The sequence below is a fragment of the Leucobacter sp. GX0328 genome, assembly GCF_053567315.1.
The window spans coordinates 103361-129492 of the sequence record NZ_JBSGPC010000002.1 but is presented as its reverse complement, the minus strand read 5'-3'; the positions used below and the strand labels follow the sequence as shown (position 1 = coordinate 129492).

28 protein-coding genes and 1 tRNA gene are annotated in these 26132 nt (G+C 68.9%); 7 read left to right on the top strand and 22 right to left on the bottom strand.

Translation table 11 applies throughout. The features are described 5' to 3' along the window. The first annotated feature begins 1 nt into the window (after position 1). Entirely contained in the window at positions 2-823 is an 822-nt protein-coding gene (locus ACUYTF_RS08745; protein ID WP_434142433.1) for an inositol monophosphatase family protein, read from the top strand. A gap of 79 nt (positions 824-902) precedes the next feature. On the opposite strand, the gene ACUYTF_RS08740 is transcribed toward ACUYTF_RS08745, so the two are convergent. Continuing rightward, complete coding sequence (locus ACUYTF_RS08740; protein WP_434142432.1) at positions 903-1832, bottom strand: NAD-dependent epimerase/dehydratase family protein; 930 nt, start codon at positions 1830-1832, stop codon at positions 903-905. 102 nt (positions 1833-1934) lie between these two features. On the opposite strand from ACUYTF_RS08740, the gene ACUYTF_RS08735 reads away from it, so the two are divergent. Next, a complete protein-coding gene (locus tag ACUYTF_RS08735) occupies positions 1935-2576 on the top strand; it encodes a WHG domain-containing protein (protein ID WP_434142431.1) in 642 nt (213 codons plus the stop codon). Further along, entirely contained in the window at positions 2573-3256 is a 684-nt protein-coding gene (locus ACUYTF_RS08730) for a DJ-1/PfpI family protein (RefSeq protein WP_434142430.1), read from the top strand. Before ACUYTF_RS08735 ends, ACUYTF_RS08730 begins: the two co-directional genes overlap by 4 nt. 86 nt (positions 3257-3342) lie before the next feature. On the opposite strand, the gene ACUYTF_RS08725 is transcribed toward ACUYTF_RS08730, so the two are convergent. Together ACUYTF_RS08725 and ACUYTF_RS08720 are read right to left on the bottom strand one after the other, a co-directional pair. Beyond that, complete coding sequence (locus ACUYTF_RS08725) at positions 3343-4791, bottom strand: solute carrier family 23 protein (RefSeq protein WP_434142772.1); 1449 nt, start codon at positions 4789-4791, stop codon at positions 3343-3345. Between the two features lie 330 nt (positions 4792-5121). Beyond that, on the bottom strand, positions 5122-5493 hold the full coding sequence (locus tag ACUYTF_RS08720) for an FKBP-type peptidyl-prolyl cis-trans isomerase (protein ID WP_434142429.1): 372 nt from the start codon (positions 5491-5493) through the stop codon (positions 5122-5124). Positions 5494-5603: 110 nt separating this feature from the next. Here ACUYTF_RS08720 and ACUYTF_RS08715 point away from each other — a divergent pair, with 110 nt between their 5' ends. Then, entirely contained in the window at positions 5604-6464 is an 861-nt protein-coding gene (locus tag ACUYTF_RS08715; RefSeq protein ID WP_434142428.1) for a fumarylacetoacetate hydrolase family protein, read from the top strand. A gap of 44 nt (positions 6465-6508) precedes the next feature. On the opposite strand, the gene ACUYTF_RS08710 is transcribed toward ACUYTF_RS08715, so the two are convergent. The 6 genes from ACUYTF_RS08710 to ACUYTF_RS08685 form a co-directional block, all read right to left on the bottom strand. Beyond that, a complete protein-coding gene (locus ACUYTF_RS08710; protein ID WP_434142770.1) occupies positions 6509-7948 on the bottom strand; it encodes an MFS transporter in 1440 nt (479 codons plus the stop codon). 57 nt (positions 7949-8005) lie between these two features. After that, a complete protein-coding gene (locus tag ACUYTF_RS08705) occupies positions 8006-8878 on the bottom strand; it encodes a M48 family metalloprotease (protein WP_434142427.1) in 873 nt (290 codons plus the stop codon). Between the two features lie 9 nt (positions 8879-8887). Continuing rightward, the gene (locus tag ACUYTF_RS08700) at positions 8888-9457 is read right to left on the bottom strand and encodes a LemA family protein (RefSeq protein WP_434142425.1); all 570 of its coding nucleotides are present in this window, start codon (positions 9455-9457) and stop codon (positions 8888-8890) included. Between the two features lie 59 nt (positions 9458-9516). Continuing rightward, on the bottom strand, positions 9517-9678 hold the full coding sequence (locus tag ACUYTF_RS08695) for a hypothetical protein (protein ID WP_434142423.1): 162 nt from the start codon (positions 9676-9678) through the stop codon (positions 9517-9519). Then, positions 9675-9938 (bottom strand): hypothetical protein, encoded by a 264-nt coding sequence (locus tag ACUYTF_RS08690; protein WP_434142422.1) that lies wholly within the window; start codon positions 9936-9938, stop codon positions 9675-9677. The genes ACUYTF_RS08695 and ACUYTF_RS08690 overlap by 4 nt, the downstream gene beginning before the upstream one ends. Positions 9939-10031: 93 nt before the next feature. After that, a complete protein-coding gene (locus tag ACUYTF_RS08685; protein WP_434142421.1) occupies positions 10032-10457 on the bottom strand; it encodes a protease inhibitor I42 family protein in 426 nt (141 codons plus the stop codon). Between the two features lie 238 nt (positions 10458-10695). Between ACUYTF_RS08685 and ACUYTF_RS08680 the strand changes: the two genes are divergently transcribed. Beyond that, positions 10696-12834 (top strand): copper-translocating P-type ATPase, encoded by a 2139-nt coding sequence (locus tag ACUYTF_RS08680; protein ID WP_434142420.1) that lies wholly within the window; start codon positions 10696-10698, stop codon positions 12832-12834. 78 nt (positions 12835-12912) lie between these two features. Further along, positions 12913-12986: transfer RNA gene (locus ACUYTF_RS08675), tRNA-Leu, on the top strand. Positions 12987-13286: 300 nt separating this feature from the next. Here the strand turns inward: ACUYTF_RS08675 and ACUYTF_RS08670 are convergent. From ACUYTF_RS08670 to ACUYTF_RS08660, 3 genes are all read right to left on the bottom strand, one after another. After that, positions 13287-13661: a MarR family transcriptional regulator gene (locus ACUYTF_RS08670; RefSeq protein WP_434142419.1), complete on the bottom strand. Its 375-nt coding sequence runs from the start codon at positions 13659-13661 to the stop codon at positions 13287-13289. Beyond that, entirely contained in the window at positions 13630-14205 is a 576-nt protein-coding gene (locus tag ACUYTF_RS08665; protein WP_434142418.1) for a transporter suffix domain-containing protein, read from the bottom strand. The genes ACUYTF_RS08670 and ACUYTF_RS08665 overlap by 32 nt, the downstream gene beginning before the upstream one ends. Positions 14206-14347: 142 nt before the next feature. Then, positions 14348-16186: a phosphoenolpyruvate carboxykinase (GTP) gene (locus ACUYTF_RS08660; RefSeq protein ID WP_434142417.1), complete on the bottom strand. Its 1839-nt coding sequence runs from the start codon at positions 16184-16186 to the stop codon at positions 14348-14350. Positions 16187-16302: 116 nt separating this feature from the next. Between ACUYTF_RS08660 and ACUYTF_RS08655 the strand changes: the two genes are divergently transcribed. Continuing rightward, a complete protein-coding gene (locus ACUYTF_RS08655; RefSeq protein ID WP_434142416.1) occupies positions 16303-17772 on the top strand; it encodes a helix-turn-helix domain-containing protein in 1470 nt (489 codons plus the stop codon). Between the two features lie 7 nt (positions 17773-17779). On the opposite strand, the gene ACUYTF_RS08650 is transcribed toward ACUYTF_RS08655, so the two are convergent. The 10 genes from ACUYTF_RS08650 to ACUYTF_RS08605 all read right to left on the bottom strand — a co-directional run bounded on the left by ACUYTF_RS08650 (position 17780) and on the right by ACUYTF_RS08605 (position 26007). Continuing rightward, positions 17780-18406: a disulfide bond formation protein B gene (locus ACUYTF_RS08650; protein WP_434142415.1), complete on the bottom strand. Its 627-nt coding sequence runs from the start codon at positions 18404-18406 to the stop codon at positions 17780-17782. Next, complete coding sequence (locus ACUYTF_RS08645; RefSeq protein ID WP_434142413.1) at positions 18406-18564, bottom strand: DUF5993 family protein; 159 nt, start codon at positions 18562-18564, stop codon at positions 18406-18408. Before ACUYTF_RS08645 ends, ACUYTF_RS08650 begins: the two co-directional genes overlap by 1 nt. A 140-nt stretch (positions 18565-18704) precedes the next feature. Beyond that, positions 18705-19682, bottom strand: a complete 978-nt coding sequence (locus ACUYTF_RS08640) for a methyltransferase (protein WP_434142412.1) — start codon at positions 19680-19682, stop codon at positions 18705-18707. A gap of 137 nt (positions 19683-19819) precedes the next feature. Beyond that, positions 19820-21166 carry an FAD-dependent oxidoreductase gene (locus ACUYTF_RS08635; protein WP_434142410.1) on the bottom strand — a complete coding sequence of 449 codons (1347 nt, stop codon included), beginning with the start codon at positions 21164-21166 and terminating at the stop codon, positions 19820-19822. 185 nt (positions 21167-21351) lie between these two features. Next, a complete protein-coding gene (locus ACUYTF_RS08630) occupies positions 21352-21834 on the bottom strand; it encodes a DUF501 domain-containing protein (RefSeq protein ID WP_434142409.1) in 483 nt (160 codons plus the stop codon). After that, the gene (locus ACUYTF_RS08625; protein ID WP_434142408.1) at positions 21831-22346 is read right to left on the bottom strand and encodes a septum formation initiator family protein; all 516 of its coding nucleotides are present in this window, start codon (positions 22344-22346) and stop codon (positions 21831-21833) included. Before ACUYTF_RS08625 ends, ACUYTF_RS08630 begins: the two co-directional genes overlap by 4 nt. A 33-nt stretch (positions 22347-22379) precedes the next feature. Further along, the gene (gene eno, locus ACUYTF_RS08620; protein WP_434142406.1) at positions 22380-23660 is read right to left on the bottom strand and encodes a phosphopyruvate hydratase; all 1281 of its coding nucleotides are present in this window, start codon (positions 23658-23660) and stop codon (positions 22380-22382) included. Positions 23661-23861: 201 nt separating this feature from the next. Then, positions 23862-24497, bottom strand: a complete 636-nt coding sequence (locus tag ACUYTF_RS08615) for a spermidine/putrescine ABC transporter substrate-binding protein (protein WP_434142404.1) — start codon at positions 24495-24497, stop codon at positions 23862-23864. Continuing rightward, positions 24494-24979 (bottom strand): hypothetical protein, encoded by a 486-nt coding sequence (locus ACUYTF_RS08610; protein ID WP_434142403.1) that lies wholly within the window; start codon positions 24977-24979, stop codon positions 24494-24496. The genes ACUYTF_RS08615 and ACUYTF_RS08610 overlap by 4 nt, the downstream gene beginning before the upstream one ends. Continuing rightward, positions 24976-26007 (bottom strand): hypothetical protein, encoded by a 1032-nt coding sequence (locus tag ACUYTF_RS08605; RefSeq protein WP_434142401.1) that lies wholly within the window; start codon positions 26005-26007, stop codon positions 24976-24978. Before ACUYTF_RS08605 ends, ACUYTF_RS08610 begins: the two co-directional genes overlap by 4 nt. Positions 26008-26132: the final 125 nt, after the last annotated feature.

The following is a 26132-nucleotide window of genomic DNA, read 5'->3' as shown; positions in this document are numbered from 1 at the left end:
CATGGACCAGTACGTCGCGTCGCCCGAAGCCCTCACGCGCATCGCCGCCCGCATCGCTCTCGCGGCCGGCGACCGCATCTACGAGCTGCGTCGTCGGGGTGTCGCCGTCGCCGCGTTGAAGTCGAGCGCCGTCGACATGGTGACGGAAGCCGATCAGGAGGCCGAGCGCATGATCGTCTCGGCGCTGCTCGCCGAACGCCCCGACGACGGCGTGCTCGGCGAGGAGGGGTCGAACACCGAAGGCACGAGCGGCATCACCTGGATCATCGACCCGATCGACGGCACGACGAACTACTTCTACGACATCCCGGCCTACGCCGTCAGCATCGCGGCGACGGTCGCCGACCCCGAGTGGTCGAACGAGCGCTTCCGCACCATCGCGGGCGCCGTGTACAACCCGAGCACCCGCGAGCTCTTCGAAGCATGGGAGGGCGGCGGTGCGCGACTGAACGGCGATGCGATCGCACCGTCGGGCACGGCGGACCCGGCGGTCTCGCTCGTCGGCACCGGCTTCGGCTACACCGTCGAGCGCAAGGTCGAGCAGCTCGAGATGGTGCAGCGGCTGCTGCCGAGGGTCAGGGATCTGCGACGCATCGGCTCGGCGGCCTACGATCTGTGCCTCGTCGCCTGCGGACGGCTCGACGCCTACTACGAGCGCGGACTGAACGCATGGGATTACGCCGCTGGCATGCTCATCGCGAAGGAGGCGGGGGCCGCGGTCATCGGACGGGATCCCCTCACTCCGCCGGGCACCGAGATGCTCTATGCGGCGAGCCCGGGGCTCGCAGAGAACCTCCGCGCGATCGCGACCGGCACGGAGTAGTACCGGCACGGAGAAGTAGCGACGCAGTGGAGTAGCGGCACCGTGGAGCAGAGACTCGGTGCATCCGGGGACGGGCCTCTCACCGCTCCAGTTCGCTGCGGATCATCGCAAGCCCTTCGCGGATCGGCGTCGCGGCGAAATCCGGGAACCGCGTTCGGAATTTCGTCGCATCGAAGACGTTGTCGTGCGCGTATCTCGGCAGCAGCTCCCGGATCTCGCGCGCCTGCGGCGAGAAGAGACCGGCCGCGCGGAGCACTCGCTTCGGGATCACCGTGTACTTCTCATCAGACCCGAGCTCTCGGTCCGCCATCGCGACGAACTGCCGGTAGGTGGGCCGGCTCTCGTCGACCGGCAGGTGCCAGGTCTGCCCGTAGGCATCTGGCGCATTGCCCAGGGCCGCCAGACCGCGGCTCGCATCGGGCGTCCATATCAGGCTGCGTCGGCGATCGTCGCGCACCGGCACCAGGGGCTTCTTGCCGGCCTTCAACCGGTCGATGACGAGCGAGTTGGTGAATCCCTGCGTGCGCCCGGGCCCGTAGAATTCGGGGGCACGTGCGATGAGCACAGGGATCTCGCCCCGCTCCATCTCTTCGAGCACCATGCTCGCCATCCGGGCACGGACCCTGCCTTTGCGACCGACCGGTTCGAACGGGGTTTCTTCGGTCTGCACGCGATCATCCTGCGGATACATGTAGGTGTTGTCGAAGTAGGCGAACCTGGCGCCGGCATCCCGGGCGGCGTCGAGCGCATGCCTCAGCATGGTCGGGAACTGCTCCTCCCACAGCTCCGTACGCGCGGGAAGCCCTGCGGTGAAGTAGACGACTTCGCTGCCGTCGACGGCTGCTCGGGTCTGCTGGGCGTCGAGGAGATCGGCCCGCATCACTGTGTCCGTGTCGTTCACCGGTCTCGGATTGCGGCTCACGAGGCGCAGTGCTCCGCCATGCGCACGGTCGAGCTCGCGCGCCAGTTCGATCGCGATCTGTCCGCTCGCCCCCAGAATGGTCTGCATTTTCGGTCTCGTCCTCTCCTACCGCTCGGTCGTGCTGGACATCAAGCCGATCACGAAGTATGTTTGCAGTGCTTACATCGAGGATACGAGGAGAAGTGAGCAGTGTCAACATCACCACGGGGATACCACCACGGCGACCTGCGGGCCGCACTCGTCACCAGCGCTGCAGCACTGCTGGAGACCGATGGGATGTACTCGATGCGCGCCGTCGCGCGCCATGCCGGAGTATCGGCGACCGCACCGTATCGGCACTTCGCCGACCGTGACGCGTTGGACTCCGCCCTCGCCGTCGAAGGGTTCCGCGACCTCGGCGAGTCGCTCGCCGACGCCATCGGCGCATCAGCGACCCCGTCGGATGCCGCGCAGGTGCTCGCGGAGCTGGGAGTCGTCTACGTCGGTTTCGCCCTACGAAGGCCTGCGATGTTCCGCCTGATGTTCGGCAACCCCTGCGACGACGAGAACGACGAGCGGGTGCGCGCCGCGCAGGCGCTGCGCACGACACTCGGCGATGCCCTCGCCCGGCTCCTACCGGATCGGACATCCCCCGAGCTCGCCACTGCGCTGTGGGGCCTCGCGCACGGGCTCGCATTCCTCCACCTCGACGGCAAGTACCGCCCCGCGCCCGCCGATGCAGTCGCCGACCGTGTCCGTGCCGCCATCACCGCGATCCTGCCCGAAGGCCGCCCGGCTTCCCCTGCACCGGCGCCGACGGGTCGTCTGACCGAGATCGGACCCCGCCCATGAGCACGAAGATCCTGCACGTCGTCACGAACGTCTCCCACTACGACGACCCGGCCCGTCCGACCGGCCTGTGGTTGTCCGAGCTCGCGCACGCCTGGAAGGTGTTCGCGGCGCACGGGTTCGAACAGGCCATCGTCAGCCCGATGGGCGGCGCGTCCCCGCTCGAGCCGCGATCGCTGAAGTTCCCCAACTACGACAGGACGGCCCGAGCCTGGCACGACGACCCCGAACGGATGACACTGCTCGAGACCACCCTCAGCCCGGAAGAGGTCGACCCGGCCGAGTACGACGCCGTCTTCTTCACCGGCGGCCATGCCGTCATGTACGACTTCCCCGACAGCGCCGGCCTGCAGCGCATCGCTCGCGAGATCTGGGAGCACGGCGGCATCGTCGCCTCCGTCTGCCACGGGTACTGCGGCCTGCTCAACACCCGGCTGTCCGACGGCTCGCTGCTCGTCGCCGGCCGGAAGGTCACCGGTTTCGCCTGGCAGGAGGAGGTGCTCGCCCGCGTCGACGAGCTCGTCCCCTACAACGCCGAGAATGAGATGGAGCAGCGCGGCGCGCACTACGAGAAGGCGAGGCTCCCCTTCGTCCCCTACACCGTGACCGACGGCAGGCTGGTCACCGGCCAGAACCCGGGCTCGGCGAAAAAGACCGCCAGGAAGGTCGTCGAACTGCTGTAGGAGCGCGCCCGGAGATGCGCCGCTCGCGCGTTGCCGTCGGTCTGACTCCCACGGCGCCTCCGGAGCGGCGCCGTGGGAGTCGGGCGCTACACTCCGAGGAGCGCCTCGATCGGGCCGCGCGCGAAGAACACGACGAACCCGGCCGAGACGATCCACAGCAGCCAGTGCACCTGCTTCGCCTTGCCGCTGAACGCGTGGAGCATGACCCAGGCGATGAAGCCCGCGCCGATGCCGTTCGCGATCGAGTAGGTCATCGGCATGACGCTGACCGTGAGGAACACCGGCAGCAGCACGCGGAAGTCGGTGAGGTCGATGTGCTTGATCTGCGCCATCATGAGCGCACCGACGATGACGAGCGCCGCAGCGGCGACTTCGGTCGGCACGACCTGCGTCAGCGGGGTGAAGAACATCGCGATCAGGAACACCCCACCGGTGATGAGGTTCGCGAAACCGGTGCGGGCGCCCTCGCCGATGCCGGCGCCCGACTCGATGAAGACCGTGTTCGACGACGCCGAGGTGTAGCCGCCGGCGACCGCGCCGACGCCCTCGACGATGAGGGCCGACTTGATGTTCGGGAAGTTGCCGTGCTGGTCGGAAAGGCCGGCCTCGCGCGACAGACCCGTCATGGTGCCCATCGCGTCGAAGAAGTTCGTGAACAGCAGCGTGAAGACGAGCATGACGACGGTCACGAAACCGACGCGGCCGAAGTCGAAGCTCACGGCGCCGATGAGGCTCAGGTCGGGCGTGCTGAAGGGCGAGCCGTTCAGCGTCGGCACGGTGAGGCCCCACCCGCCCGGGTTGTCGACGGCGAGGCCGAGCTTCCAGATCGACTCGACGACGACCGCGATGACGGTGCCCGAGACGAGACCGATGAGCAGGCCGCCCTTCACCTTCGCGGCGACGAGGATGCCGGTCAGGATGAGGGTGATGACGAAGATCAGCGTCGGAATAGTGACGACGGAGCCGCCGATGCCGAGGCCGACGGGCGGCGACGACTGCTTCGTCGCGGTGACGAAGCCCGAGTTCACGAAGCCGATGAACGCGATGAAGAGGCCGATGCCGACGGTGATCGCGAGCTTCAGCTGCACGGGAACGGCATCGAAGATCATGCGCCGCAGGCCGGTCGCCGACAGCAGCACGATCAGCGCACCGTTGATCATGACGATGGCCATCGCCTCGGGCCAGGTCACCTGGCCCACGACCGAGAACGCGAGGAACGCGTTGATGCCGAGGCCGGCGGCGAAACCGAACGGCAGCTTCGACACGACGCCGAAGAGGATGGTCATCACGCCCGCGGTCAGCGCGGTGACCGCGCTCACCGCACCGAAGTCGAGGGTGACGCCCGCGACATCTGCACTGCTCGTGAGGATGATCGGGTTCAGGATCACGATGTAGGCCATCGTGACGAAGGTGACGAGACCGCCGCGGATCTCCGCCGCGAAGCTGGAGCCGCGCTCCGTGATCTTGAAGTAGCGGTCGACCGCACCCGCCCGCTTCGCCGGCGGGCCGGAGGCTCCTGTTTCGCTATCCGCCACTACCGCGCCAGGTGCCTCGGCCACTATATTCCACCCCTCAGGTTTTGTTGCAAAACATGAAGAACGTTATCACGCCCGCAGGCGCACGAAGACCCGCCCGGCGAACCCGGACGGGCCTTCGCAGAGGCAGCTCCTGAGCCCCTGGGCGACGAAGCTGCGCTTCGACCTCCCACGACCGAGCCCGAGACGGGCTCGGCGCCAGCTTGCAGAGGCGAGAAATCGCCTCTGCTGATCAGCCACTGGAAGACGAAGCTGCGCTTCGACCTCCGACGACCGAGCCCGAGACGGGCTCGGCGCCAGCTTGCAGAGGCGAGAAATCGCCTCTGCTGATCAGCTGGCGCCCAGCAGGTCGATGACGAAGATGAGGGTGCGGCCCGAGAGAGGGTGCCCGCCCGAGGTGCCGTAGGCCTGAGCCGGCGGCACGATGAGCTTGCGGCGGCCGCCGACCTTCATGCCCGGGATGCCGGTCTGCCAGCCCTGGATCAGGGAGCGCAGCGGGAAGTTGATCGATTGGCCGCGGCTCCACGACGAATCGAACTCCTCGCCCGACTCGTAGTCGACGCCGAGGTAGTGCACATCGACGGTCGAGCTCGCGACGGCTTCCTCGCCCGTACCGACGACGATGTCCTCGATCACGAGCTCGGCGGGAGCCGGGCCCTCGTGGAACTCGATCTCGGGCTTGGTGCTGGTTGATTCACTCATGCGTTCCATCCTGACCGAGTTTGGCGCTCGCCGTCTATCCGTTCGCTCTCAGGGAACTCGTCGATCATGCGCGTTCCCGCCCGCGGGCCGGGGTCGGCTACCCTTGAGGTGTGAGATTCGCGCACTTGAACATCGCCCCCGATTCGCCTGCTCTGCTCGTCGCCGTACGAGGCGACCGCTACTTCACGATGTCCGAGCTCGGCGCAGAGTTCTCCACGCTGCAAGAGCTGATCGAGGCCGGCCCCGAGGCCCTCGCCACCGTCCGCACGGCGTACGAAGCGCAGCCCGATTCCGCGGGCTCGGCGCTCGAGGGCGCGAGTTACGGCCCGGCGGTCACCGGACCCCCGATCGTGCTCGCCGTCGGCCTGAACTACAGCGAGCACGCGAGCGAGCTGAATCTCGACAACGACTCCGGCCCCGTGCTCTTCTCCCTCTTCCCGAACTCGCTGGCGGGCCACGACGGCGAGGTCACGATCCCGCTGCACCTCAGCGAAGAGGTCGACTACGAGGGCGAGCTCGGCGTGATCATCGGCAAGGCGGCGAAGGACGTGCCGGTCGAAGAGGCACTCGACTACGTCTTCGGGTACACCGCGATCAACGACATCACCGCGCGCAACATCCAGTTCCAGGAGCCGCAGTGGTCGCGCTGCAAGTCGTTCGACGGCTTCACACCCATCGGCCCCGTCGTGGTTACGAGCGACGAGATCCCCGATCCGCAGGCGCTGCGCCTCACGACCGATGTCGGCCGGCTGCGTGTGCAGGATTCGACGACCGGCAACATGATCCGCCCGGTCGCACAGCTGATCGCCGCGCTGTCGCAGTCGTTGACGCTGCTGCCCGGCACGGTCATCTCGACCGGATCGCCCGGCGGCGCGGGCCGGTCGCGCAAGCCGCCGCTCTATCTCATGCCCGGTATGGACGTCACGGTGACCATCGAGGGCATCGGCTCGCTCAGCACGCACTGCGTCTAGAACAGGGCCGGTCGCGCTTCGATGCCCCGGCTCGGCGACCGAGTCTAGTCCCGCGTTCCGCCGGTGCCGACGGGTCCGGTGTCGACATCGTTCAGGTCGATCGTGCCGGTCGCGGTGATCGCCCCCTCCTGCGGCGCGGAATCGCCGAGGCCGCTCGACGCGGGGGCGCGGCGCAGCACCGAGATCGGCGCGGTGAGCGTCTCGGACTGCAGAGACGGGTCGTCGTCGATGCCCGGCCGGCCGGCGTGGGTGACCCCGAGCCGCAGGCCCCCGCGGCGATGGAATCTCAGCTGCCGTTCGGTGATGAGCCACCCCACGCCGATGCAGAAGGTGATGAGTCCCGCCGCGCCGCTGATCACGAGCGTCGAGCGCGCCCCGAGCGCGTCGGCCGCGGCGCCGACGAGCGGGGCACCGATCGGCGTGCCTCCCTGCAGCACGGCGAAGTAGAGCGCGAGCACGCGCCCGCGCACCACCGGGTCGGCGGTCGTCTGCACGAACCCGTTCGCGGTCGTCAGCATCGTCGAGACTGCGAAGCCGAAGAAGATCAGGGTCGCCGCGAACGTCCAGAACGTGGGCATGAACGCGGCGAGCAGACTCACGGCGCCGAGCGCGCCGACCGAGAGGATCACCACGCGCATGCGCGCATCCGTGCGCCGCGCGGCGAGCAGCGCCCCTGCGAGCGATCCGATCGCGAGCACCGACGAGAGCAGCCCGTAGTCGCTCGCGCCCCTCCCGAACTCGACCGCCATGGTCGACGAGATGACCGGGAAGTTCATGCTGAACGCGCCGACGATGAACACGATGATGAAGATCACGACCAGGTCGTGCCTGCGGCGCACGTAGCGGAACCCCGCCATCAGCTGCTGCGCCTGGGATTCCCGCCGCGCGCCGGGCAGCGGCCGCTCATGCACCGTGTCGATCAGCAGCAGCGCGCCGAGCACCGCGAGGAACGACGCGGCGTTGATCACGAACACCCAGCCCGACCCGACGGCCGCGATCAGGACGCCGGCGACCGCCGGCCCCACGAGGCGCGCCGAGTTGAACGACGCCGAGTTCAGCGCGACCGCGTTCGCCAGGTTGTCGGTGCCGACGAGATCGGACACGAAGGCCTGCCGCGAAGTCGTATCGAAGGAGTTCACGATGCCGAGGCCGAGCGCGAACGCGTAGAGGTGCCACAGTTCGGCGGATCCGGTGATGAGCAGCGCGCCGAGGCCTGCCGCGAGCAGCATCAGCAGGCTCTGCGTGACGAGCAGCACCCGGCGTCGGTCGAAGCGGTCGGCGACTGCCCCGCTGAACGGTACGAGCAGCAGCTGCGGGCCGAACTGCAGCGCCATCGTCGTGCCGACGGCCGCTGCGTTGTTGTCGGTCAGTTCGGTGAGCACCACCCAGCTCTGCGTCGTCGCCTGCATCCAGGCGCCGATGTTGGAGACGAGAGCGCCGCCGAACCAGATTCGGTAGTTGCGCTCCGACAGGGATCGAAACATCTTCGACACGACCGGACGGCCTCCTTCGGTTTCGACTGGCGGGCGTTCAACGCATGATTAGAACTTACCGCCCATGTCGAGCAGGCGGCGGATGCGCTCCGGGATGGGCGGGTGCGTCGCGAAGAGGCGCTGCACGACGCCCGGGCGCAGCGGGTCGGCGATCCACAGGTGCGCCATGCTCGACTGCTGCCGCTGCATCGGCTGCCCGTACTCCGAGAGCTTGTGGAGTGCGCTGGCGAGCGCCTCGGGGTGCCGCGTCGTCAGCGCACCGGTGGCATCGGCGAGGTATTCCCGCTGGCGCGAGACCGCGAGCTGCACCACGGTGGCGATGATCGGGGCGACGAGCATCGCCACGAGCCCGAACACCAGCACGACCGGATTGCCGTTGCTGTTGTTACGACCGAAGAACGCCATGCGCACGAGCACATCGGAGATCATGCCGACGGCGACGACGAGGCCGTACACGATCATGGAGACGCGGATGTCGTAGTTGCGCACGTGCCCGAGCTCGTGCGCCATGACGCCCTCGAGCTCGGCGTCCGTCATCATGTCGAGCAGTCCGGTCGTCGCCGCGACCATGGCGTGCTCGGGGTCGCGTCCGGTCGCGAAGGCGTTGGGCGCCGGGTCGTTCACGATGTACACCTCGGGCATCGGCGTGCCGGTCGTGATCGCGAGGTTCTCGACGATGCGGTACAGCCGCGGGTGCTCCGCCTCGGTGATGCGGCGAGCGCCGCTCATCGAGATCGCCTGCCGGCCGGCCATGAAGTACTGGAAGACGGCGAAGAGGATCGCGCCGGCGAGTACGGCGACGATGATCCCTGGAGATCGGCAGATCGATGCCGCGAGCCACCCGAGCCCGCCCACGATGCCGATGAACAGCAGGATGATCAGCGCGCTGTTGACCTTGTTGCGTCGGATTGCGCGATACACGGCGACCGCCTAGAACTGGATGCGCGGGGGCTCCGAGATCGACGCGACGTCGTCCACTTCGAAGAACTCGCGCTCGGTGAAGCCCATGCCGCGCGCGAAGATCGTGTTCGGGAAGACCTGGATCTTCGTGTTGTACTCGCGCACCCCGCCGTTGTAGAAGCGCCGCGCCGCCTGCACCTTGTTCTCGGTGTCGACGAGCTCGCTCTGCAGCTGCAGGAAGTTCTGGCTCGCCTGCAGCTGCGGGTAGGCCTCTGCGACCGCGAAGATGCTCTTCAGCGCGGACTGCATGTGGCCCTCGGCCGCAGATGCCTCAGCCGGCCCCTGAGCCGAGATCGTCTCGGCTCGCGCACGGGTGACCTCTTCGAAGACGCCGCGCTCGTGAGCCGCGTAGCCCTTCACCGTCTCGACGAGGCTCGGGATCAGATCGGCCCGGCGCTTCAGCTGCACGGTGATGTCGCTCCACGCCTCGTCGACGCGCACGCGCAGCGTGACGAGCGAGTTGTACGTGATCCAGACATAGCCGACCAGCAGTACGAGAACACCGATCGCGATGAGCGCGACAATCCATCCGGGAGACATGCCTGAATCATATCGACGCAGCCCCGGTAAACCCTGTGTTCGGGGCCGCGTCGATACCGCTACCGGTTACGCCCGGAGATGGTGCGCAGCAGCCACGCGATCACCGCGATGATGAGCAGCACGAGGCCCACCCAGAGCAGAAAGTTCACCGCCTTCACGAAGCCGCCGACGAGCGCCAGGATGATCGCGATGATGATGATCGCGATGAATATGCCGTTCATGATTCCTCCTCAAGCTTCAGGCCCACTCCGATCGCGAAGAATGTGGGCGCCCATTCGCCGAGGAAGAGGCCCCAGCGATCTGACTGCGGTCGGGCATCGCCCTTCCCGCGCGACAGCATCCACGCGAGGAACGAGACTCCGACCGAGATCAGTCCGAGGCTGTACGCGTGCGAGCTCCTCACGCCCCATCCGTTCAGCATCCGCATCGGATTCCACGCCGTCGCCGCGGCCGCCCTCTTCACGTGCTTCTGAGTGTCCATCCTGCGCCCCTTCCAGTTCGAGAACCTCCAGTCTCGAAGAGCGGCAGCGCCTGCCGATACCCCTTGCGCTCAGCGCTTCACGGGTATATGGCGCTATTCGACGACGACCTCGATGCGGGCCCGATCCTGGTCGGCTGCGTCTTCGGGCACCCCGCCGCGGAACCGGTACTCGAATTCGATGACCGTCGTGCCCGGTGCGATCGCCTCGAAGCGGTACACCATCTCGCTCGGCCCGCCGACGCTGTTCTTCGGCCCGATGTACTCCGACTCCATCTCGCCCGGAGACAGCACCATCGGGTCGGGCGCGGTCACGATCTCCCAGGAGTCGCCCACCGAGAAGTTGACCTCGCCGAAATCGACGACGAGCTCGCCGCCCGGGGCGACCGTCGCACTGCCCGCATGCGCGTCGACCACCGTCTCGGCCGGGCCGGCCGTGCACCCCGACACGGCGAGCACGATCAGAGCAGCTGCGGCTGCGGCTGCGGCGAGCGCGGTGGCGGCGAAGGCGCGGGTTCTCATGCGCCCACTCTAACGATCTGTTCTGCGAAGCGGGCGACTGCTGCGGTTCCACCCGCCGCTCCCCCGCCGTGCCGCTCGTCGCCCGGCGCGAATGGCGTCACGGGCGCATGCTGCGGCAAGCCGGAACAGCGACGCGAGAATGGTTCCCGCCCCACTGCCCCCGGAATACCCCATAGGGGTATATGGTTGGAGCTACTGATCGCCGATGACGCGGCGGCCGGAACGAGGATGCAGAGCGATGAACGAGCACAAGCACCACGAGCACCACGAGCACCACCATGGCAGCGATAGCCGACCGCACGGCGAACGTTCGACGGCACCGGTGACGGCGCACGAGCACTCGACCGGGCACGGCGGCATGCACGGCGACCACAGCGGGCACAGCGGGCACAGCGGGCATGGCGACCACGTCGCGCAGTTCCGTCGCCTGTTCTGGATCAACCTCGTCATCGCGATCCCTGTCGTCTCCCTCTCCCCCATGTTCGCGATGCTGCTGGGGTACTCGGTGCCCGGCTGGGCGACCTGGGTCGCGCCCGTGCTCGGCACGGTCATGTACGTGTGGGGCGGTCGCCCGTTCCTCACCGGAGCCTGGTCGGAGCTGCGAGGCCGGCGGCCCGGAATGATGCTGCTGATCGCGCTGGCGATCAGCGTCGCCTTCATCGCCTCCTGGGCGGCGACCCTCGGGCTCGTGCACCACGAGCTGGAGTTCTGGTGGGAGCTCGCACTGCTGATCGTCATCATGCTGCTCGGCCACTGGATCGAGATGCGCTCCCTCGCCCGCACCGCCTCGGCGCTCGACTCCCTCGCCGCGCTGCTGCCCGACGAAGCCGAGCGCATCGAGAGCGATGAGGTCGTCACCGTCTCTCCCGGTGCGCTCCGTGTCGGCGATATCGTCATCGTGCGCCCCGGCGGCGGCGTTCCGGCCGACGGCGAGATCGTGGACGGTCGCGCCGATATGGACGAGTCGATGCTCACGGGCGAATCGCGCCCCGTCTCCCGGGGAGTCGGCGACCCGGTCACCGCGGGCACCGTGGCGACCGACTCGGGTCTGCGCCTGCGCGTCACGGCCACCGGCGACGACACCGCTCTCGCCGGCATCAACCGCCTGGTCGAGACCGCTCAGAATTCGACCTCGCGTGCGCAGCGCGTCGCCGACCGTGCGGCCGCGCTGCTGTTCTGGTTCGCTCTCGGGGCCGCCCTGATCACCGCCGTCGTGTGGACCCTCTTCGGGCAGCCCGACGACGCCGTCGTGCGCACCATCACCGTACTGGTGATCGCCTGCCCGCACGCGCTCGGCCTGGCGATCCCCCTGGTCGTATCGATCGCCACGGAGCGCGCCGCCCGCGGAGGGGTGCTCGTGAAGGATCGCCTCGCGCTGGAGTCGATGCGCCGCGTCGACGCGGTGCTGTTCGATAAGACCGGCACGCTCACTCGGGGCGACCCGACCGTCATCGAGGTGGCCCCGGCCGGCGCTCTGGGGGCCAACGCGGTACTCGCGCTCGCGGCCTCCGCAGAAGCCGGCAGCGAGCACCCGCTCGCGCGGGCGATCGTCTCCGCCGCCGCGGCCCGGAGCCTGACGCTCGAACCCGCGACCGGGTTCGCTTCGTCGCCCGCGGTCGGTGTCACCGCGATGGTCGGCGGCCGCGAGATCCGCGTCGGCGGCCCGCATCTGCTCCACGAGGAGGGCCGGGCCGCGATCGACGCCGCCGCGCAGTGGGGCGAGGAGGGAGCCATCATCCTGCACGTGCTCCGCGACGGCGAGGTGATCGGCGGCCTGAAGCTGGCCGACGAGATCCGCCCCGAGTCGCGCGAGGCCGTCGATGCTCTGCACGAACTGGGCGTCGAGGTCGTCATGATCACCGGCGATGCCGACGCCGTGGCGCAGGAAGTCGCGAAGGAGCTCGGTATCGCCCGCGTGTTTTCCGGGGTACGTCCCGAGGACAAGTCCGCGAAGGTCGCCCGGCTGCAGCAGGAGGGCCGCATGGTCGCGATGGTCGGCGATGGAGTCAACGACGCTCCCGCGCTTGCGCAGGCCGACGTCGGCATCGCGATCGGAGCGGGCACGGACGTCGCGATCGCCTCGGCGGGTGTGATCCTCGCGAGCTCCGACCCGCGCTCGGTGCTCTCCGTCATCCAGCTCTCGCGCGCGGCGTATCGGAAGATGCGGCAGAACCTGTGGTGGGCCGCCGGTTACAACCTGCTCTCGGTGCCGCTCGCAGCAGGGATCCTGGCGCCGATCGGCTTCGTACTGCCGATGTCCGTCGGCGCGATCCTCATGTCGCTCTCGACCGTCGTGGTCGCGCTCAATGCGCAGCTGCTGCGCCGGCTCGATCTCGGCCCGGAGGCGAGCACTCGCGCCGTGCTGCGCACCCGGTAGCGCCCAGGGTCGGCGCATGGGCCGTCTCTTCTGGACCGTGCGATCGCATCGTGCGCGATGTGGGAGGATGGTCCCGCCGCCCCCATAGCCCAACTGGCAGAGGCAGCCGACTTAAAATCGGCACAGTCAGGGTTCGAATCCCTGTGGGGGCACCTCGCGTCTTGCAAAGCACCGCTTTGCTTGCGAGGTGGCCCCAGCCGCCACCGCAGCTGCCCACGGAGCGCAGCGAGGGGCAGGGCACCTCGCGTCTTGCAAAGCACCGCTTTGCCTGCGAGGTGGCCCCAGCCGCCACCGCGGCTGCCCACGGAGCGCAGCGAGGGGCAGGGCACCTCGCGTCTTGCAAAGCACCGCTTTGCCTGCGAGGTGGCCCCAGCCGCCACCGCAGCTGCCCACGCGCGGATCGCTCGGGAGGGAACGCGCCAGCGTTGCCCCGCGACCCGCGCCGGCGCAGGTCAGGGCGCGAAGGCCGACTTGAGCTTCTCGAGGGCCGCGACGATCTCCGCGAGGTCTCGGGCGGAGAGCTTCTCCGCGGCGGTGTCGGCGATGTACTGCTCATAGCGGTTCATGCTCTCGCGGTACTCCTCGCCGCGCACTCCCAGCTGGAGCACCTGCACCCGGCCATCCACGGCACTGCGCGTGCGGGTGATGTAGGCACCGTTCTCCAACGCGGTCAGATGCTGGCTGATCGCTCCCTTCGAGACCCCGAGGGCTTCGGCGAGCAGACGCGGCGTGAGCGACGAGTCGGCGGCGATGAGTTCGAGTACCGCGTGCTGTTGCCCGGTGAGCTCGAAATCCTCAGGCCGCGGCGCTTGCCCCTCGGTCGCCATCCAGAGCTCCACGATCAGCTGATTGATCTGCATCGCGTACGCGTGGGCTTCGGGCGATTGCTGTGGCATGGTCGTTCTCCGTGTGGTGTTCGAGAGCAGCTGCCGGTTCGACGATGTCACCGGCAGCCCTCTCCACCGTATCGCGGGACGCCCCGAATCCGCCCGCGGCCCGCGCCGGCTCATCGCGGTCGACGTCGGCCTCGACCTCGGTCTCGGTCTCGGTCTCGACCGAAGCCTCCGCGGCGAGGCGCCGTGCTGCTTCACGGGCGCGCTTCTTCTTCCCGAGCCCGAGCTTGGCCTTGATCGCCCGGTAGGCCTCCTTGCCCACGCAGGCGACTCCGAGCACGAAGATCGCTTCTGCGGCGGCCAGCACGCCTGCGATGACGCCGACTCTGGCCCCGACTGCGATCGGCAGGAAGGGCCCGATCGGGATGACGAGGTACAGGAACGGATAGAGAACGAGGAGCCCGATGCCGATCTTGAAGCGGAGCGGCTTCGGACTGCGCGGGCCGCCGTGCGCGGAGGTGATGGTGTGATGCGTCACACATCTAGTTTAGGCGCCTAAATTAATAATGGTCAAGATACCTAAACCACTTTCGATGGCGTCTCCTGCAGCAACGCCGCGGGAATAGTAAACCCCGCCGTCGGGCAGAACGGCGGGGTCTACGGTCTCTGGAGCCGGTGCGCTACGCGCCCAGGCGGGCCCGGAGATTCACCAGTTGCTGGCGCATCTCGGCGGGCAGGCGATCTCCGAACCGGGCGAAGTACTCCTCGGTCATGTCGGCCTCGGCGAACCACGACTCGGCATCGACCGCGAAGAGCTCCTCGAGATCGGCCTCGGGCATCTCGACGCCGTCGAGGTTGAGCTCGCCGGCGGCGGGCACGGTGCCGAGGGCGATCTCGCGACCGGCATGCTCGCCCTCGACGCTGCGGATGATCCAGTCGATCACGCGCGAGTTGTCGCCGAAGCCGGGCCACAGGAAGCGGCCGTCGGCGCCCTTGCGGAACCAGTTCACCTGGAAGATCTTCGGAGCCCGCTCGCCGAGCTTCTCGCCAACTTCGAGCCAGTGCCCCCAGTAGTCGGCCATGTTGTAGCCGCAGAAGGGCAGCATCGCGAAGGGATCGCGGCGCAGCTCCCCGACGGTGCCCTCGGCAGCAGCGGTCTTCTCGGACGAGATGGTCGCCCCCATGAACACGCCGTGCTCCCACGAGAGCGAGCGCGTGACGAGCGGCACGTTCGTGGCGCGGCGACCGCCGAAGAGGATGGCGTCGACCGGCACGCCGTGCTGCTCGTACCATTCCTGGGCGAGCGTCGGAGTCTGCTGGATCGGCACGGTGAAGCGCGAGTTCGGGTGCGCGGCGACGCGGCCCGAATCGGGCGTCCAGTCATCGCCCCGCCAGTCGATGAGATGCTCGGGCACGGCGTCGGTCTTGCCCTCCCACCACACGTCGCCGTCGTCGGTCAGCGCGACATTGGTGAAGATGGTGTTGCCCCACAGCGTCTCCATGGCGACCGGGTTGGTCGACTCGCCGGTGCCGGGCGCGACGCCGAAGAAGCCGGCCTCGGGGTTGATCGCGTAGAGACGGCCGTCGCCACCGGGGCGCAGCCAGGCGATGTCGTCGCCGATGGTCTCGACTTTCCAGCCCGGAATGGTGGGCTGGAGCATGGCGAGGTTGGTCTTGCCGCAGGCAGACGGGAAAGCCGCGGTCAGGTGGTATGCCTTGCCGGTATCGGTGTTGGTGAGCTTGAGCAGCAGCATGTGCTCCGCGAGCCAGCCCTCCTTGCGCCCCATCACCGAGGCGATGCGCAGAGCGAAGCACTTCTTCGACAGCAGGGCGTTGCCGCCGTAGCCGGAGCCGTACGACCAGACCTCGAGCGTCTCGGGGAAGTGCGTGATGTACTTCGTGTCGCTGCAGGGCCAGGCGTCGTCGTCCTGCCCGGCTTCGAGGGGCGCGCCCACCGAGTGCACGGTGCGCACGAACTCGACGCCCGGCTTGATGCCGGCGAGGGCGGCCTGCCCCATGCGGGTCATGATGCGCAGGTTGAGCACGGCGTAGGGCGAGTCGGTGAGCTCGATGCCGAGCTGGGTGATGGCTCCGCCGACGGGACCCATCGAGAACGGCACGATGTACATGGTGCGACCGCGCATCGAACCCTCGAAGAGCGGCATGAGCTCCGCCTTCATCTCGGCCGGCGCGACCCAGTTGTTCGTGGGGCCCGCATCCTCTTCCCGCTCCGAGCAGATGAAGGTGCGATCCTCTACGCGTGCGACATCGGCGGGGTGCGACCGCGCCAGGAAGCTGCCCGGGCGCAGGTTCTGGTTGAGGCGGATCAGCGAGCCGGCCTCGACCATCTCGTCGGTGAGGCGGGTCCACTCCGCCTGCGAGCCGTCGCACCACACGACATCGCTGGGCTGGGTCAGCTTCGCGACATCGAGCACCCACTGCAGAACCTCGGGGTTCGTGGTGGGCGCGTCTTCGAGGACCAGGTCTGCGATGGACTGCTGGAGGACTGCCGTGCTCATGGTGCGACTCCTGGGTTGGTAAGAATGTGCCTTTAGAACTATCTTGCGGGCGCCATTCACCCCCAAGACACCATTTCGTTAGAGAAAAAATTGAATTCTTGCCGTATAGTCAATTTATGACCCAGGACTCGACACCCTCCATGAGCTCGGCGGACCTCGACCGTCTGCTGCTCGGCAAGCGCATCCGGCACTTCCGTACTCGTGCCGGCCTCACGCTCGATCAGCTCGGCGAACGCGTCGGGGTCGTCGCGAGCCAGCTCTCCCTGTTCGAGAACGGCCGCCGCGAACCGAAGCTGAGCCTGCTGCAGGCCATCTCGCGCGAACTCGACATCTCGACGACCGAGCTCATGAAGGGCGAGGCCCCCGACCGCCGCAGCGCACTCGAGGTCGAGCTCGAGCGCGCGCAGAGCGCCCCGGCCTACACGAGCCTGTCGCTCCCCCACGTGCGCACCCCGCGTTCGTTGAACGATGACACGCTCGAGGCGCTCGTCGGGCTGCACCGCGAGCTCGCCCGCCGCACGCGAGTCGCCGCGACGACCTCCGAGGAGGCGCGCCGGGCGAACACCGTCATCCGCATGCAGATGCGCGAGCGCGACAATTACATCCAGGAGATCGAGGTCATCGCCTCCGACCTCATGCGCCGCATCGGCCACACGACGGGCGCCGTGACGCACCGCCAGGTCGCAGTGCTCGCGGAGCTGCTCGGCTTCACTCTGATCTTCGTCGACGACCTGCCCTCGAACACGCGCAGCATCACCGACCTGAAGAACGGGCGCATCTACCTGCCGCCCGCGTCGATCCCGGGCGGGCACGGCCTGCGATCCCTGTCGCTGCAGGCCATGGCGCACCGCGTGCTCGGCCACCGCGAACCCGCGAGCTATGCCGAGTTCCTCGAGCAGCGGCTGCAGATCAACTACTTCGCCGCTGCCTGCCTCATGCCCGAAATGCGCACCGCAGAGTTCTTGCAGCAGGCCAAGCGCAACCGAAACCTCGCGATCGAGGATCTGCGCGACGCGTTCGGCGTGACCCACGAGGCCGCCACGCACCGCTTCACGAATCTTGCGACGCGCCATCTCGATCTCCGGGTGCACCACTACCGCGCCGACCGCGAGGGCACGCTGCTGCGCGGCTACGAGAACAACGGCATGCCCTTCCCCGCCGACCCGTCGGCCTCGATCGAGGGCGAGATGCTCTGCCGCAAGTGGGGCGGCCGCACGGCGTTCGACCGCCGCAACCGCACGAGCGAGTTCTACCAGTACACCGACACCCCGAACGGCACGTTCTGGGAGAGCGTGCAGACCGGAGAGGCCGAGCACGAGCCGTTCGCGATCTCGTGCGGCGTCGCCTTCGACGATGCCCGCTGGTTCCGCGGCCGCGACACGCACGTGCGCGCATCGTCGACCTGCCCCGATCCGAGCTGCTGCCGCGCCCCCTCGGCGGCCCTGCTCGACAGCTGGCAGGGCAAGGCCTGGCCGAGCGCGCGCATGCACGCGCATGTGCTCTCGCCGCTGCCGACCGGCACCTTCCCGGGCGTCGACGACTCCGAGATGTACCAGTTCCTCGAGAAGCACTCGCACGAGGCGTAGCGGCCGGTCAGCCTCCGAACAGACGGTAGCCGGTCGGGTCATCGGGCAGGTACCAGTGCCAGCCCGACTCCGCGAACACGACGACCGCGTTGATGAGGATCGTCGCCATGAAGAGCCAGATGACGACTCGGGCGATGCCCCGCAGCGCCGGGGACTTCGGGGCGACCGGTACGAAGGTCTCGCCGCAGGCCAGCACGACGCCGCAGAACAGGAGCACCACGACGAAGGTGACGAGCGCCCAGGTGTAGAGGTGCATGCCCATGACGGCGGTGCCGTAGCCGGGGTCGCCCGGGGCGATGTGCAGCAGCACCTGCCGGGACGACATCGCCATGCCGAGCACTGCGCTGATGATCGAGATGCCCGCGCCCGTAGCGACCGTCTGGAGCGACCCCCGCCCCTTGAGCGCGCGGACGACGACGGAGATCGGGCCGATCACGACGAGCATCATCGCCATGCGCTGGGTGATGCAGAGCGGGCAGGGATACTCGCCCTGGCCGAACTGGAACCAGAACATCGCGGTGCTGAGAATGCCGAGATACGCCACGACGAATGCCACGTGCGCCCAGAACGAGAGCGCGCCGAGGAGCGCGCCGAACGGAGTGCGCTCGACGGCGACCTGCTGCGCGGCGGTCATCAGAGACTCACCGGCAGCTGGTCGGTGACGTGATGCATGAAGAGCGCCGCGGCCGCGACGAAAGCGATGGCGAACGAGCCGAGCACGACCCACTTCCGGTCGTCGAACACGGCGACGCCCGTCGCCCCGAGTATCAGCAGAAAGACGATCGCATCCATCGCACCCCTTACGGTCTTGCGCCCGCTGATCTACGGACGCCGCGCCGCTCGGCCCGCTTCGGCCGGGCGGCGCCCACGTATCCCTTGCCCCACAGCATGCCAGTCGGTCGCGCACGACGCCACCGATTACGCGCTTTCCCTCAGTTGCCGGCGGTGGGCGGTACGCGCGGCACCCAGCACCGCACCTGCGCACGGTACCGCGCGTAGTCATCGCCGAAGCGCGCTTCGAGATCGGCCTCTTCGAAGGGCCGCACGAGCTCGTTCCAGTAGGCGATGCCCGCCAGCGCATAGAGCACGACGAGCCAGGACTCCACGAGCAGACCGACGCCCATCGCCTGCGCGATGCCCGCGAGCGCCATCGGATTGCGCACGAAGCGGTAGGGTCCGGCGATCACGAGACGGTTCGCGGTCGCCGACGGCAGCGGCGTGCCGTCGCCGTTCAGCGACATCGCGAACGCCGCCCACAGCCCGAGCGCACTGGCGAGCAGCAGCAGTGCGGCGCCGACGGGGCCCGCCTGGTCGGGGAAGTCGGCATGCAGGCCCCACCGGTGCTCGAAGAATAGGATCGCCCCGGGGAGTATCGCCAGGAAGATGAGCCAGAACGCCAGGAGCTGGAGCAGCGTGCGGGCGAGCTGGAAGCCCGGCGGGGCCGAACGCGACGTCCGGATGCCGAGCGCGCCGATGAGCACGCGGTCCGCAGGGATCCGATCGAACACGAGCAGCATCCAAGATCCGAGCCCGCCGATAGACGCCGCAGCCATCAGCAGCGCGCCCCACCCCGCGCTTCCCGTGATCGTCGCGTAGACGGCGAGCCCGAGGGTCACGAGCAGCGTCCAGATCGCTGCCGTTCCCGCCGCGACGGGTGCTCCCCGCGGCCCGAGAGACGCGGCGATCGCCGATGCGACCACGAACAGCGGCACATCGGCGATCGCCATCGGCACGGCCTCGATGCCGCCGAGCGTCGCCTCGCGCACTCCGGGCACCGCGAAGACTCCGACCCACCACAGCAGCCCTGCGCCGGCCTGCACTGCGAAATACGCGCGCCCGACGGTGCGGGCGCGGATCGACGGCGTCACCCAGAAGCCGCGCACGCGCCCGGTCCGTTCGCTCGTCGTCATTCCATCAGCGTACTGGGGAGCAGCGCTCCCGTCCGTGCGACGGCGGGAACCCGCGCGGATACGACGGCGCCCCGCCGAGCGGAAGTGCTCGGCGGGGCGCCGTTCGATGCCTGGATCGGCCCAGGCTCATGCCGCGATCAGTCGGCTGCCGGGGGCTTCGGGCGCGAAGCGAACTCCTCGAAGATCGCGCGCGGCTCGGTGACCGCCTCGATGTTGACGATGTCGCGGCCCAGGAAGAAGTGGCCGACCCAGCCGCCGAACACGCGCCACTTGCGCTCCCACGTGGGGATCGCGAGGCCGTGGTAGAAGCGGTGCGCGAGCCACGCGAAGTAGCCCTTGAGCGCGAAGCCGCCGCCCGACTTGAACACGCCGGTGTTGACGCCGAGACCGGCGACCGCACCCTGGTTCTTGTGGTTGTACTGCGTGACGCCCTCGCCGCGGATGTCGGCCGCGATGTTCTTCGCGAGCAGACGGCCCTGGCGCACGGCGTGCTGCGCGTTGGGCACGCAGAAGCCGCCGGGGCCGGGGGTCGACGAGATGTCGGGGGTCTGCGAGGTGTCGCCCGCGGTCCATGCGCCTTCGAGGGCTTCGCCCTCTTCGGTCGTGATGCGCAGCTCGGGGCTGCCGATGACGTGGCCGCGGGGGCCGATCGGCAGGTCGGTGCCGCGCAGGAACGGGCGGGGCATGACGCCGGCGGTCCAGACGATGAGGTCGGACTCGAACTTCTCGCCGGTCGAGAGCTCGATGTTGCCGTCGACGGCAGAACCGAGCTGGGTGTTCAGGTGGATGTCGACGCCGCGACGGGTCTGGTCGGCGACCACCCAGTCGGCGAGAGCCTCGGTGACCTCGGGCATGATGCGGCCCATGGCCTCGACCAGGTGGAACTTGGTCTCGTCGAAGGTGATCTCGGGGTAGCGGCGCAGCAGCGCGGTCGCGAACGAGCGCAGCTCCGAGATGGTCTCGATGCCGGCGAAGCCGCCGCCGACGACGGTGACGGTGAGCAGGCGCTCGCGCTCGGCCGAGCCCTGGGGCAGCGACGCGGCCCGCTCGAAGTTGCCGACGAGGCGGTCGCGCACGGCGACGGCCTCTTCGATGGTCTTCATGCCGATCGCGTTCTCGGCGATGCCGGGGATCGGGAAGGTGCGCGAGACCGAGCCGGTCGTGACGACGATGTGGTCGTACGAGAAGTCGAATGCCTCGCCGTCGTTCGGCGTGATGGTCGCCGTCTTCGTGGCGTGCGAGATGCCCGTCACCTTGCCCGCGATGTTCGCGGTGCTCTTCAGATGGCGGCGGCGCGCGACGATCGCGTGACGCGGCTCGATCGAACCTGCGGCGACCTCCGGGAGGAAGGGCAGGTAGGCCATGTAGGGCAGCGGGTCGACGATCGTCACTTCGGCCTCACCGGCGCGAAGGAGCTTCTCGAGCTTCCACGCGGTGTAGAAACCAGCGTAGCCACCGCCAACGATCAGAATCTTCTTCGCCACGAAGCGGTCTCCTTGTTGATGCGTTGATCAGAAAAATATGCAGGCACGTAAAAAAGCGGGCCCTTACAGCCCACCAGGTTATAGTACCCCCGGAAAGCCGTCGATGAAGCCACATCGGCGGTAATCGTTCGAATTTCCGACGAAAATGCGACGGTTCGACGAAGACTGGCCGACTTATGCGGAGACTATCGGCCCCAGCCGCTGCGCTCGAGAGCGAGATCGCCGATCGGGTTGACCCCGGGCCCCGCAGCGAGCGCATGGCCGATCAGAGCATGCAGGCATTTCACGCGCGTCGGCATGCCGCCGGCACTGACCCCGGCCACCTCGGGCACCTCGCCGACGGCGTCGCGGTCGGCGATGTACTGCTCATGGGCTCGAGCGTACTCCTCGCGCAGCTCCTCGCTCTCCGCGAGCATGTCGTTGTACTCGTTCATGACGCCCACCGCCTCGAGACGCGAGGCCGCGGCCACCGCTCCGGGGTGGCACAGGTAGTAGAACGTCGGGAACGGCGACCCGTCGGGCAGGCGCGGGGCGGTCGCGACGACCGCAGGCGACCCGTCTGCGGCGCGTGCGGCGATACCGACGACGCCGCGGGCTTCGCGGCCGAGCTGTTCGCTCACCGCCGCGATATCGGCTTCGGTCGGCGGGTCGTAGGGCGGGCGGGTCATGGTGCGGGTTCCTCGTCTGTGGGGGTCTCTGCCGCCGGGGTCTCCGCGGCGGGGGTCTCTGCTGCCGGAGTATCTGCTGCGGCGTCCGGAGCCTGATCCGTCGTCCCGGCGATCATGAACGAGCCCACGAGGGTGCGGGCCCAGTTGCGGTCGATGCGCGAGAGCTCGGCGCTCGTCTCCTCGGACGATTCGACCGGCATCATGATGTCGTCGATCACATTCAGCTGGGTCTCACCCGGCATCACGTAGAAGAGGCGGTCGCGGGCCTGCGCGCGCACGTAGGCCGGGTCCTTCCAGCGCGCGCGCTCCGCATCGACGTCCTCGACCGCTCCGCGGTGCTCCTCGACGCTCGCGCGCAGCTCTGAGACCTCGCGCCGCTGCTGCACGTACGTCGACAGGCTGGGGCTGATGATGACCGCGCCGGCCGCGATCAGGGCGACGACGAGCACGGTGAAGCCGCTGAAGCGCACGCTCGAGGCCCATGCCCCGAGGTCATCCGTTCGGCGTCCCACCGTGCTCGCCCGCCCCTCTGCGCGTTTCGGCGATCAGGCCGAGAAGCGCGGGAACGCCGCGCGCCCCGCGTACTCGGCTGCGCCGCCCAGCTCTTCCTCGATGCGGAGGAGCTGGTTGTACTTCGCCACGCGCTCCGAGCGCGCGGGTGCACCGGTCTTGATCTGGCCGCAGTCTGTCGCGACGGCGAGGTCGGCGATCGTCACGTCCTCCGTCTCGCCCGAGCGGTGCGACAGGATGGCGGTGTAGCCCGAGCGCTGCGCGAGCTGCACGGCGTCGAGCGTCTCGGTCAGGGTGCCGATCTGGTTGACCTTGACGAGCAGCGAGTTGGCGGTGCCCTTCTCGATGCCGTCGGCGAGACGCTCGGGGTTCGTGACGAACAGGTCGTCGCCGACGAGCTGCACGCGGTCGCCGAGCGCGTCGGTGAGGTGCTTCCAGCCGTCCCAGTCGCTCTCGTCGAGAGGGTCCTCGATCGAGACGAGCGGGTAGCGGTCGAGCAGATCGGCGTAGTACGCGGTCATCTCCTCGGCCGTCCGGTCCTGGCCCTCGAACTTGTAGACGCCGTTCTCGTGGAACTCGGACGATGCGACATCGAGAGCGACGGCGACATCGCGTCCGGGCTCGAGCCCGGCCCGCTTGATCGCTTCGACGATCAGGTCGAGCGCTGCCGAGTTGTGGGGCAGATCGGGGGCGAAGCCGCCCTCGTCGCCGAGACCCGTCGAGAGGCCCTGCTCCTTGAGCAGCGCCTTGAGCGCGTGGTAGACCTCGACGCCCCAGCGCAGGCCTTCCGAGAAGGTTTCGGCACCGAGCGGCACCGCCATGAACTCCTGGATGTCGACGCCGGTGTCGGCGTGCGCACCGCCGTTGATGATGTTCATGAGCGGCACGGGCAGGGTGGATGCGTTCGGGCCGCCGAGGTAGCGGTAGAGCGGCAGGTCGGCCGCGTCGGCCGCCGCCTGGGCGACCGCGAGGCTGATGCCGAGGATGGAGTTCGCGCCGACGCGCGACTTGTTGTCGGTGCCGTCGATCTCGATGAGCACCGAGTCGATGATGCGCTGGTCGTCGGCTGCGAAGCCTTCGATCGCCGGTCCGAGCTCGTCGAACACCGCGTCGACGGCCTTCGTCACGCCCTTGCCGAGGTAGCGATCCTGGTCGCCGTCGCGCAGCTCGTAGGCTTCGAATGCGCCCGTCGATGCACCGGAGGGCACCGCTGCCCGTCCGACCGAGCCGTCGTCGAGCCCGACCTCGACCTCAACGGTCGGGTTGCCTCGAGAATCGAGGATCTCGCGGGCGATCACCGCGTCGATAAATGCCACCATGCGCTCCTTGGGGTTCGTGCGGGCGCGCCCTGGACGTCGTCGCCTCGCTCGTCGAGGTGCCGGGTCTGATCCGAGCACCGCCTCCCAGTTTAGAGGTTCCTCCGCGCGCGGGGCCTGAATCCCGCCGCAAGGGCCGCATTGTTGCGATCGGTGCCCGCATCGTTGCGCCCGCGCTCGGCCCGCGGCGCCGCTCCCCGCCTACTGCGGCGGCTCGAGGTGCTTGGACAGCTCGTCGAGCATGCTCTCGATCTGCGGCTCGACGAAGCGCGCGATCGCGGTCTGAATACGGCCCCGATGGCTCACCAGGGCGAGGCACAGGGATCGCCCGGCGTCTTCCGCGTGCGCGTCGGCGAGCTCGATCTCGTGGCGCAGTGCGCGCTTCTCCTCCGCGCTGAGCGGCGGGCGCGGCAGCGGCGGCTCGGGTTTCGAATCCTCGGCGAGCCCCGCGAGCGTGAAGAGGAACGGCTGCCCCTGCTCATCGGGGTCGGGGTCGAGATCGACGCCGTCGAGCTCGGGCTCGAGACCGTGCGACGGGTCGTACCCGCCCGCCCGCCACAGGTCCTCCCCCGCGAGTTCGGCGTGCAGCGTCGGCAGCTCGCGCTCCGTGAACTCGTCGACCTCCTTGTCGATGATGCGCTGCATGCGCGATACGAGCGCGTGCGTCACCTGATGCGGCACGTCCCGGCCGATCCCTGCAGCGGCCACGACGGGCGAGCCCGTGCATCGCCGGCACAGCCTGGCGCGGGTGCGCTGCGACCCGGGAGCCCAGCCCGGCACCCACCGCAGCCACGCATCGACAGCGACGCCGACGCGCCCCTCGATTCCATTCGTCACGGCCGGTCGTTCTCCCCATCGCGTTCCCACGGCCACCGCGGAGGCGGCCGTTCGGTGTACACCCGCCTGGCGAGCACGGCCCAGAAGAGCAGCGATGCGAACGCCCAGACCGCGGCCAGGGCGCCCGCGAACGGGCTGGTCCAGGTATCGGCGATGTCCATGCCGAAGAGCATGCCGAGCAGGCACCACAGCAGGTAGGCGCCCCCGCCGAGCGAGACGATGATGCCCCAGGAGGGCCGGTGCCGACCGCGCAGCAGCACCAGCGTCTGCTGCCACAGAGCGGCCGCGAGCACGCCGAGCAGCAGCAGCACGATGAACGGGGCCGCCCAGAACCTCACCTGGCTCGTCACCGGGTCGCGGCCGGCGAACGCCGATAGGAGCCCCCACACGGCGACGAGAAGCGCGGTCGCCACGATGACGGCTGCGAAGATGAGCGCCGCCGCATAGCCGCGTGTCACACGACGAGGGGCGCTCGGGGTCATCGCGGCTGCGCCTGGACCTCTGCCAGCGCCTGCTCGTACTCGGCGAGCGCCTCGGCGTTGCGCGCCTTCATACGGCGGCCGCGCGCACCGATCCAGGCGCCGAACCAGACGCAGGCCTCGCGCGCCACGACCGCGGCCACGAGCACCGGAATCGTCAGACCGTAATCCTGCACCAGGTCGAAGACGTCGAGCGACACGTTCTGGCCGAGCACGAAGCGATCGTGCAGCGCCGTGCCCACGGCGGTGGCGGCCCACACCGCGACGCCGACGAAGAAGCCGCCGATCGCGTACACCCACCAGCCCGCGCGGCCCGCGATGAGCACGAGCACGATCATGCCGAGCAGGAAGCCGGCGACGGCCGCGCCGAAGCCGATCGAGAGCACCGCCGGCAGCAGCCCCTGCTCGAGGAACGTCGACGGCGGGTAGCTCGTCGCGAGCAGCAGTGCGGTCGCGCCCGCGTAGACGACGGCGAAGCCGATGGCGGCGAGCACCGAGATCAGCACGCCCGCGCCGCGGTTGCCCTTGATCTCGGGCGGTGCCGGGGTCTGCGTGTAGAGGGCGGCCATCGGGTGGTCGGCGCTGATGCGGATCTCGCCGTCGCGCACCGGCGTCTCCTCGAGCTTCTTCGCGAGCGGGCTCGCCGCTGCGCTCGGCATCTCGTCGGTCTCGGCGATGCGGGGCCGATCCGTCTTGCCGGGCATCTCGAGGTCCAACTGCGTGTCGACCTGCGACACCTCTTCGCGGTGCCGCTGCTCGGCGTCGGCATGCTGCGCACCATCGGCGGCCTCGGCCGGCTTCGCCTCGGCGGCGGAGCCCGCCGCGTCGCCGGCGTCGCCCGCATCGCCGGCTTCGCCCGCATCTGCAGCGGCGGGGTTCGCGGTGTCGCCCGCGCCCTTCGCACGCTCGACGGCCTCGAGCACCTCCGTGCGGCTCGCCTCGACCTCTTCCACCGGCGCCCCGGGATTGCCTGCGGTCTCCGGCGCCTCGGCTGCCCTCGTCGGCGCGGGGGTGTCGCGGTCCTCGCTCATCGCTGTACCTCTCGTCGGGCGGTGCGTCCGATCCCTCGAACACATATATCTGCCCGTCACCGTACAATGCGGCGCCCCGGATTTCGTGTTCCGCCGTCGGCAAGGCGCGAAAAAGGCGCCCGCAC